This is a genomic window from Phenylobacterium sp. (genome assembly GCF_035475775.1).
Lineage (GTDB): Bacteria > Pseudomonadota > Alphaproteobacteria > Caulobacterales > Caulobacteraceae > Phenylobacterium.
The window spans coordinates 1-8670 of sequence record NZ_DATIMC010000109.1; the positions used below are offsets into that span (position 1 = coordinate 1).

An 8670-nucleotide genomic window follows, 5' to 3' on the forward strand; every position below is an offset into this window, starting at 1 on the left:
ACATCACCCGGGGCTGGCGCATGTCCCACGGGCAGGCGCGGTGCATCAGGCAGCGGTTGTCCCAGACGATCGCGTCCCCGGCGCTCCAATGATGATGCCACACCCGCGGCGGCTGGGCGGCGAAGCCGACGAGATCCTCGATCAGCCGCTCGGACTCCTCGGGCGCGAGCCCCGGGATCCCATAGGCGTGGCGGCCGACGTTGAGCGAGGTCCGCCCGGTCTCCGGATGGGTCTTCACCAGCGGCCGGAGCGGCGGCTCCTTCACCTGGAAGCCGTAGCCGGAGTAGGCGCTGCCTTCCTTGTGGCTGTGGCCGAGCTTGGCCTGGCTGTAGTGCAGGGAATGGTAGGCCGAGAGCGGCGCAATCCTCGCCTTGGTCGCGGGATCGAGGGCGTCGTAGGCGGCGCGCATGTCGGTGAAACCGGTCTCGCCGCCCTGCGGCGGGACCACGTGGGCGGTGAACACCGCGCCCTTGGCCTGCACCGGCATGTAGGTGGAATCGCAGTGCCAGCCCATGTTGCCCTTCAGCACCTTGATCACGTCGTCGCCGTCGTCGTCGGCCCGGACGGAGCCGTCGGCGCGGACGTTGGAGATCGGCGCGAGGTCGAACTCCAGCGCCCCGAAGCGGCGGGCGAAGGCGACCTGCTGTTCCTTGCTCAGGTGCTGGTCCGGGAAGATCAGCAGGGCGTGCTCGAGCCAGGTTTCATAGAGCGCGGCGAAGTCGGCGTCCGGCAGCGTGGCGAGCGTCAGGCCCGTGACCACCGCCCCGAACGTGGCGGGAAGCGGCTCGACGTGGAAGGGCCTGGGCATGGCCCCATTATGAACCACGGAAGGCACGGAAGGAATGAAACCGCAGAACACGCAGAAGGACGCGGAATGCGCTGCGGCGCGGAACGTGAGATCCCGATCGCGCCTTGGCGCGATCGGGTATTGCGACACCCCAGCCGATTTCTGCGTCCCTCTGCGTTTTCTGCGGTCGCCGGCTACGACTTGTAGCTCACGGCCATGCCGGCGCGGACGTCCTGTTGGACGCCGTACTGCGGGAACGGATAGCGGAAGCCGTTCTTGGAGAGCGCGCGCATGCCCTCGATCGCCTTCTGCAGATGCTCGGGCGGGGTGGCCATCAGCATCTCCTCGTCCAGCACGCCCCCGTAGCGGCGCTCGGCGAAGCAGGGGATCGAGAGGCTGGGCTCGCGTTTCGTGAGCGCGCGCCCCCAGCTGTCCGCGCAGGCGCTCTCGCCGACCACGCCCCAGTCGAACTTCTTGTAGCCCGACCACTGCAGGCCGTTGATGAAGTAGATCATCGCCCCGGGCGTCGCGTAGAAGAGCGCGATGTCGGGCTCGCCGAGCTTGCCCGAGGCGAGCGGGCCCACGGCCAGCGCCTGGTAGCGGCCGTCCGGCACGCAGTGCATGGCCGCCTGGTGGGCGGCGGCGTCCTCGAGGCTCGAGAACCACACGCCGGTCATGTGCTCGCCGGATTTCCAGGCGTCGGTCTTGGCGGCGCCGAGGCCCACCACCGCGCGGCACTGCGCGCCGACCAGGTCCTCGGCGGTGATCCCGACCGTCCAGCCGAGGCGCGAGGCCTGGCCTACCACCTGGTCCAGCGTGTGGACGTGCTGCGGCCGTCGGATGCGCGGGATCGCCTCCATCTCGGCAGCATCTTCGAACAGCTTCATGCCGAACGGGATCGAGCGGAGCTTCAGGAGCTGCTCGAGGTCGGCGGCGACGGCGGCCCAGTCGGTGTTCATGCCGCGAACCCCTCGCGCAGGAAGGCTTCGGCGAAGGCGCAGTGCATGGCGACGCCGCGCGGCATGACCCGCTCGTCGAGCACCATGCGGTTGGAATGCAGCGCACAGCAGGCGCGGAAGTCGCCGCCTTCCGGCGTGGCCCCCAGGAACACCATGGCGCCCGGGACCTTCTGCAGGACGTAGGCGAAATCCTCGGCGCCCATCACCGGCGTCGGCATGGTGCGCCAGGCGGCCTCGCCGTAGAGCTCCTGGGCGACGCGCGCCGCGAGGTCCACGGCGCGGGCGTCGGAGACGGTGACCGGGAAGCCCGGGAACAGCTTCAGCTCGGCCTCGGCCTTGTGGGCGGCGGCGATATGCTGGGCGAGGCGCTGCAGGCCCTCGTGGGCGAGCTTTCGCGAATGCTCCGAGAACGAGCGGATGGTGCCCTCGATCTCGGCCCGTTCGGGGATCACGTTGTTGGTGGTGCCGGCGGTGATGCGCGCCACGGTGACCACCACCGGATCGAAGGCCGGAATGGTGCGGGTGACCATCGCCTGGACGGCGGTGACGATCTCGCAGGCGACCGGGATCGGATCGAGCGCCGAATGCGGCTGCGAGGCATGGCCGCCCTGCCCCTTCACGTGGATCTCGAAGCGGTCGGCGGCCGCCATCAGCGGGCCGGCGCGCCCGGCGATGATCCCGGTCGGCACATTGGGCGTGATGTGGATCGCGAAGGCGGCGTCGGGCAGCGGGTCGATCAGGCCGTCGTCCAGCATGTGGCGCGCGCCGTGGTGGCCCTCCTCGCCCGGCTGGAACATGAACATCACCGTGCCGGCGAGCTCGTCGCGGCGCTCGCAGAGCACGCGCGCGGCGCCGGCCAGCATGGCCACGTGGGTGTCGTGGCCGCAGGCGTGCATGGCGCCTTCGACCCTGGAGGAGAAATCGAGGCCGGTCTCCTCGCTGAGCGGCAGGGCGTCCATGTCGCCGCGCAGCAGCACGGTGCGGCCATTGGCCGGCCCGCGCAGGATGGCGACGAAGCCGGTGGTCGCCCCGCCCTCGCGGATCTCCAGCGGCAGGCCCTCGAGCGCCTGCTTGGCCTTGGCGGTGGTGAGCGGCGTCCTGAGGCCGAGCTCCGGCTCCTCGTGGATCGAGCGGCGCAGCGCGACCAGCTCGGGCAGCAGGGCTTCGCCGGCCTCGCACCAGCGGGAAGACGGGGTCATGACGGTCATCGGGCAGGCTCCTTGGGCCGGATCCCACGTTGGCCCGCCTTCTCCGGCGGGCGCAACAGCCGACGTTGCGTCAGCCTCGGCTTCGCGGGCGAGCGGGGGTAGGCTCGGGCGAACTTCGGAGGTCAACGCCATGCCCGCCCTGCAACACCTGCCCGCCGATGCGCCCGCCGAGGAGATCACCGCGACGCTGCAGCGCGACGGCGGGCTGATCCTCGACGCCATGCTCTCCCAGGCGGAGACCGACGCCCTCGCCGCCGAGCTCCGCCCCTACGTGGAGGCCACCCAACCGGGCCGCGACGCCTTCTCCGGGATCAAGACCACGCGGACCGGCGCGCTGGTCGCCCGCTCGCCGCTCTGCCGCAAGCTGGTCCTCGATCCGCGCGTGCGGGCGATCTGCGACGCCGTGCTGCTCCCCAACTGCCAGCGCTACCAGCTGCACCTGACGCAGCTGATCCGCATCATGCCCGGGCAGCCGGCGCAGGCGATCCACCGCGACCGCTGGGCCTGGGGCAAGCACATGCAGGCGATCGAGCCGCAGCTGAACACGATCTGGGCGCTGACCGACTTCACGGCCGCGAACGGCGCGACCCAGGTGGTCCCGGGCTCGGTCGGCTGGCCCGACGAGCGGGTCGCCGAGCCCGGCGAGATCGCCCGGGCGGAGATGAAGAAGGGCTCGGTGCTGCTCTACACCGGAAGCGTGTTCCACGGCGGCGGCCCCAACGACAGCGACGGCGAGCGCTGGGGGCTCAACATCACCTATGCGCTCGGCTGGCTCAGGCAGGAGGAGAACCAGTACCTCAGCTGCCCGCCGGAGATCGCCCGGACGCTGGAGCCCGAGCTGCAGGCGCTGATCGGCTACGCCATGGCCTATTACGCGCTGGGCTACTACACCCCGCCCCTGCCGCCCGGCGAAGGGCCGGAGATCGTGCCGCCGGAGCATGCGCTGACCGGCGGCGGCGCGGCCGATTCGACGATGGGCTCGGCGGCGCTGCTGGAGGCGATCCGGGCCGAGCTGCGCGGCGCGAAGGAGCCGGCGGAGTAGCCTTCCTCTCCGCTCACCCCCGCCAAGGCGGGGATCCATACGGCGCGAGGACCGGGCGCCGAACCTCATGTTGCATATCAGCTTGGGTCCCCGGCTTCGCGGGGACGAGCGGATTTGCAGGCGGTCAGCGCGCCACGTGGCCGAGCTTCTCGGGATTGCGCACCTCGTAGATCGCCGAGATGCGGCCGGCGGCGTCCGTCTCGAAGGACACGGTCTCGGGACCTTCGGCGAGATGCATGACGACGCCCGGCGCGCCGTTGATGCGGGCGAGCTCGATCCGCTGGACCTCGGGGACGCCGCCGCGCCACTTCAGCCCCTGGATCAGGCCGATGATGTCCTCGCGGCCGACCAGCACCCTGAGCGCCGCCTTGCGCTTGCCCCCGCCGTCGGTGACCATCACCGCATCCTGGGCGAGCAAGGCCGAGAGCCGGGCGACGTCGGCGCTGGCCGCCGCGGCGATGAAGGCGGCGGCGAGTTCGGCGGCCTTGTCGGGGCTGATCGCGAAGCGCGGCCGGGCGTCCTGCACGTGGGCCCGAGCGCGGGCCGCGAGCTGGCGCACCGCCGGCTCCGAGCGGTCCAGGGTCTCGGCGATGCCGGCGTAGGCCTCGTCGAAGACGTCGTGCAGCAGGAAGACCGCGCGTTCCAGCGGCGACAGGCGCTCGAGCGCCAGCAGGAAGGCCACCGAGACCTCCTCGGCCCGCTCCACGGGATCGGCGTCGAGCGGTTCGATCAAGGGCTCCGGCAGCCAGGGGCCGCGATAGGCCGCCCGGGCGGCCTTGGCGGCGCGCAGGCGATCGATGCAGAGCCGCGTCGTGGCGCGCACCAGCCAGCCGGCGGGGTCGGCGACGTCATCCGGCGCGCGCATCCAGCGCAGCCAGGCGTCCTGCACCGCATCCTCGGCCTCGGAGACGGAGCCCAGCATGCGGTAGGCCAGGCGCTTCAGGCGCGGCCGCTGGGCTTCGAAGTCGGCGGTGCGGTCCATGGCCGGCCAGCCTACGCCGCGATGGGCAGGTGGGCGACGGGCGTGGCCTCCCCGCCGACTGTCACCCTCGAGCAGGCCTTGCCGTGGCCGAGCGCGTATTTCAGCGTCGGGTACATGCGCGCCGTGGTCAGGGCCATGGCGACGGCGACGAGGCCCTTCTCGCCCCAGCGGCGGCGGATCTCGTCGCGCAGCGGATCGCAGGCCGCCATGTCGCGGGCGAGGCTGGCGCGGGCGAAGCGGCAGGCGAGCGCCGCGTCGGGACCCATGGCGGTCTCGTCGCCGGCCAGGACCGCGCGCAGCACCTGCGGCGCGACGCCGCTCGCTTCGGCGATCTGCACGCCGATCTGGGTGCAAGGCCCGCAGTCCTCGGCCAGCGTGCCGACGAGGCCGGCGGCCGCGAGCGCGGCGGCCGGCGCGGCCCTGCGGTCGACGAGGCCGGTCACGAAGCTGAACTTCAGGAAGCTGGCCGGCGCGGCGCGAAGGATCTGCCGCATGTAGGAGGCGTCGTAGTCCCAGGTGCGCTCGAAGCGGTCGAGATAGCGGCTAAACAGCAGCTTCAGCATGGCGGGTCTCCTTGGCGGCGGGGCGGGCGGCGAGCCAGAGCGCGAGCGCGGCCGGCAGGTAGACGCCCGCGAGATCGCGCAGCACGTCGGCGAGCGGGTGGGTCCCGCAGACGGCGTCGTAGACATGGATCGCGGCGTGCAGGGTCAGGAAGGCGGCGGCGGCGACGAGCCCGGACCAGGCCTCCCGCGGCCACGCGGCGTAGGCCGCCAGCGCTCCGCCGGCGACCAGGTAGGCCGCGCCGATATCGCGCACGAAGTGCGGGTTGTAGGGCCCGGTGGCGGTCACGCCCGGCACGGCGGCGTACCACCAGAGCCCAGCGAACAGCATGGCGAGGCCGTTCAGGGCGAGGATGGCGCCGAGCGCGCCTGCGATCGTCCGGGCCATGGATCGGCCTCCGCGGGGTTCTGAGGCAAGGACGCACCGGCGCAGGCGGTTGTGACAGTGGAACCGCAGAAACGTCTTCTGCGCTTTCTGCGGTTCCCAACCCTTAGCTCAGCGCGCGCAGCCAGGCCGGGAGGTCGGCGAGGGAGGCGAGCTCGGCGAAGCGCGGGTGGCCGCGGGGCGGCTCGGCGAGTTCGTGGGCCCAGGTGAGCTCGTAGGGCACGTGGGCGGCGTAGCAGCCGGCCTCCAGCGCCGGGATCACGTCGGAGCGCAGCGAGTTGCCGACCATGGCCGCCTGCGCGGCCCCCGTTCCGTAGCGGGCGAAGACCCGCTCGTAGGTGGAGGCGTTCTTCTCCGAGACGATCTCGACGGCGGCGAAATGCTCGCCGAGGCCCGACGCGGCGAGCTTCTGTTCCTGGTGCAGAAGGTCGCCCTTGGTGATCAGCACGAGCCGGTAGTCGCCCGCGAGCGCGGCGAAGGCCTCGGCTGCGCCCGGCAAGGTCTCGACCGGATGGCTCAGCATCTCGCGGCCGGCGGCGAGGAGCTCCGCCACCAGCCGCCCCGGCGCCCGATCGCCGGTCAGCTCCATGGCGGTCTCGATCATCGACAGCGTGAAGCCCTTCACGCCGTAGCCGTAGAGGGCGAGGTTGCGGCGCTCCACCTCGGCGAGCCTGGCGTCCAGCGCCTCCGGGGCGGCGTGTTCGGCCATCAGCGCGCGGAAGCGGTCCTGCGTCAGCCGGAAGATGCTCTCGTTGTGCCAGAGCGTGTCGTCGGCGTCGAAGCCCACGGTGGTGATGCGCTGCATGGCGGGGCAGGTAATCGAACCCCGGAAGGCACGAAAGAATGGAACCGCAGAAAACGCAGAAAGGCGCAGAAGGTCATGGGGACGAGCTGATCGATCGCGCTGCGCGCGATCCGGAGAGTAAGGCCGCCTTCTGCGTACTCTGCGTTTTCTGCGGTTCCTATTCCGTCAGGCGGCGCAGCCGGGGTGGGGCTTCAGGACGCGCTCGGTGGACGCCGGGAAGCGGGCCAGCATCGCGGCCGGGCGGATCGGGCGCGCGACCAGGTTGCCGCCGCAGTTGGGACAGCGGCCGCCGAGCCTCGTTTCGACGCAGTCGGCGCAGAAGGTGCATTCGAAGCTGCAGATGCGCGCCTGATCGCTGTCGGCGGGCAGGTCGCGCTCGCAGCATTCGCAGTTGGGCCGCAGCGCCAGCATGCGCGGAGTTGGCCAGAGCGCGGCCGGCGACGCAAGGACGCGCATCCCTCGCTTGCGGCCAGCCGCCCGATTGACCGGCGCCGGCCGGGCCACTACCTACGCGACCGCTTGCCCGGCGATGGATCGGCCGGCCGGTTTCCCGCATCCTGCCGCGGAAGAGGAGTCCCAGATGAGTCGCGACCTCCTGCCCGGCGCCACCGGGGTCCTGGCGCTCGCCGACGGGACCGTGCTGCAGGGCGTGGGCGTGGGCGCGGTCGGCGAGGCGGTGGGCGAGGTCTGCTTCAACACCGCCATGTCGGGCTACCAGGAGATCCTCACCGATCCCTCCTACATGGCCCAGATCGTCACCTTCACCTTCCCGCACGTGGGCAACGTGGGGACCAACCTGGAGGACCTGGAGCAGGTCTCCGGCTCGGCGAGCACGGCGGCGCGGGGCGCGATCTTCCGCGACCTGCCGACCAGGCCGGCCAGCTGGCGCTCCGACGTCGACCTCGGGACCTGGATGGCGCGCCGAGGCGTGATCGGCCTGGCCGGCGTCGACACCCGCGCGCTGACCAAGCGCATCCGCGAGCACGGCATGCCGCACGCGGTGATCGCGCACTACGCAGACGGCAAGTTCGACCTGGACGCTCTGATCGAGCGGGCCAGGGCCTGGACGGGGCTGGTCGGCCTCGACCTCGCCAAGGATGCGAGCTGCCTGCAGCCGTTCGTCTGGGAGGAGGGCCTGTGGGCCTGGGGCGAGGGCTACGCCAAGCCGCCGGGCAGGCCGAAGTACGAGGTGGTGGTCGTCGACTACGGCGTGAAGCGAAACATCCTGCGAGCGCTCGCCTCGATCGGCGCGCGGGCGACCGTGGTGCCGGCGACGACGACGGCCGAGGAGATCCTGGCGCGCAAGCCGGACGGGGTGCTGCTCTCCAACGGGCCGGGCGATCCGGCGGCCACCGGCGAATACGCGGTGCCCGAGATCAAGAAGCTGGTCGACAGCGGCACGCCGGTGTTCGGCATCTGCCTGGGCCACCAGATGCTGTCGCTGGCGCTCGGCGCGAAGACCGTGAAGATGGAGCAGGGCCACCACGGGGCGAACCACCCGGTTAAGGACCTGACCACCGGCAAGGTGGAGATCGTCTCGATGAACCATGGCTTCACCGTGGACCGCGACACCCTGCCCGCCCCGGTGGTCGAGACCCACGTGTCGCTGTTCGACGGCACCAACGCCGGCATCGCGCTCGCCGACCGGCCGGTGTTCTCCGTCCAGCACCACCCCGAAGCCTCGCCGGGCCCGACGGATTCCCTCTACCTCTTCGACCGCTTCGCCGGCCTGATGGACCGGGCGAAGTAGGAACCGCGGAAAGCGCAGAAGCACGCAGAAAGAGGGCGGCCGATCGGCGGCCCTCTTTTCATTTCGGAACCACGGATTTCACGGATTCGCACGGATCGCGGCTGGAGCGCTGGGGTTCAAGCCGTTCGCGCCATGGGCGCGATCAGGAAACCGCCATCCGTGCCGATCCGTGGAATCCGTGGTTTCTCCCTT

General features: G+C 71.4%; 10 protein-coding genes. 2 read left to right on the forward strand and 8 right to left on the reverse strand.

From position 1 onward, the window contains the following. The 3 genes from VLI41_RS13810 to VLI41_RS13820 form a co-directional block, all read right to left on the reverse strand. A partial coding sequence (locus VLI41_RS13810; protein ID WP_325268663.1) for a TauD/TfdA family dioxygenase occupies positions 1 to 808 on the reverse strand: 808 nt, incomplete at its 3' end. 173 nt (positions 809 to 981) lie between these two features. Then, on the reverse strand, positions 982 to 1746 hold the full coding sequence (locus VLI41_RS13815) for a DUF169 domain-containing protein (RefSeq protein ID WP_325268664.1): 765 nt from the start codon (positions 1744 to 1746) through the stop codon (positions 982 to 984). Further along, positions 1743 to 2954 (reverse strand): M20 family metallopeptidase, encoded by a 1212-nt coding sequence (locus VLI41_RS13820; protein ID WP_325268665.1) that lies wholly within the window; start codon positions 2952 to 2954, stop codon positions 1743 to 1745. Before VLI41_RS13820 ends, VLI41_RS13815 begins: the two co-directional genes overlap by 4 nt. A gap of 130 nt (positions 2955 to 3084) precedes the next feature. Between VLI41_RS13820 and VLI41_RS13825 the strand changes: the two genes are divergently transcribed. After that, positions 3085 to 3996, forward strand: coding sequence for a phytanoyl-CoA dioxygenase family protein (locus VLI41_RS13825; RefSeq protein WP_325268666.1), 912 nt, complete (start codon positions 3085 to 3087; stop codon positions 3994 to 3996). Between the two features lie 124 nt (positions 3997 to 4120). Here the strand turns inward: VLI41_RS13825 and sigJ are convergent, their stop codons facing one another. The 5 genes from sigJ to VLI41_RS13850 all read right to left on the reverse strand — a co-directional run bounded on the left by sigJ (position 4121) and on the right by VLI41_RS13850 (position 7139). Then, positions 4121 to 4978: an RNA polymerase sigma factor SigJ gene (gene sigJ, locus VLI41_RS13830; RefSeq protein WP_325268667.1), complete on the reverse strand. Its 858-nt coding sequence runs from the start codon at positions 4976 to 4978 to the stop codon at positions 4121 to 4123. 11 nt (positions 4979 to 4989) lie between these two features. Beyond that, positions 4990 to 5541, reverse strand: a complete 552-nt coding sequence (locus VLI41_RS13835; RefSeq protein ID WP_325268668.1) for a hypothetical protein — start codon at positions 5539 to 5541, stop codon at positions 4990 to 4992. After that, a complete protein-coding gene (locus VLI41_RS13840; protein WP_325268669.1) occupies positions 5522 to 5926 on the reverse strand; it encodes a hypothetical protein in 405 nt (134 codons plus the stop codon). The genes VLI41_RS13835 and VLI41_RS13840 overlap by 20 nt, the downstream gene beginning before the upstream one ends. Before the next feature lie 103 nt (positions 5927 to 6029). Beyond that, the gene (locus VLI41_RS13845) at positions 6030 to 6728 is read right to left on the reverse strand and encodes an HAD family hydrolase (RefSeq protein ID WP_325268670.1); all 699 of its coding nucleotides are present in this window, start codon (positions 6726 to 6728) and stop codon (positions 6030 to 6032) included. A gap of 165 nt (positions 6729 to 6893) precedes the next feature. Beyond that, entirely contained in the window at positions 6894 to 7139 is a 246-nt protein-coding gene (locus VLI41_RS13850; RefSeq protein WP_325268672.1) for a DUF1272 domain-containing protein, read from the reverse strand. Between the two features lie 169 nt (positions 7140 to 7308). Between VLI41_RS13850 and carA the strand changes: the two genes are divergently transcribed. Then, a complete protein-coding gene (carA, locus tag VLI41_RS13855) occupies positions 7309 to 8478 on the forward strand; it encodes a glutamine-hydrolyzing carbamoyl-phosphate synthase small subunit (RefSeq protein ID WP_325268671.1) in 1170 nt (389 codons plus the stop codon). Positions 8479 to 8670: the final 192 nt, after the last annotated feature.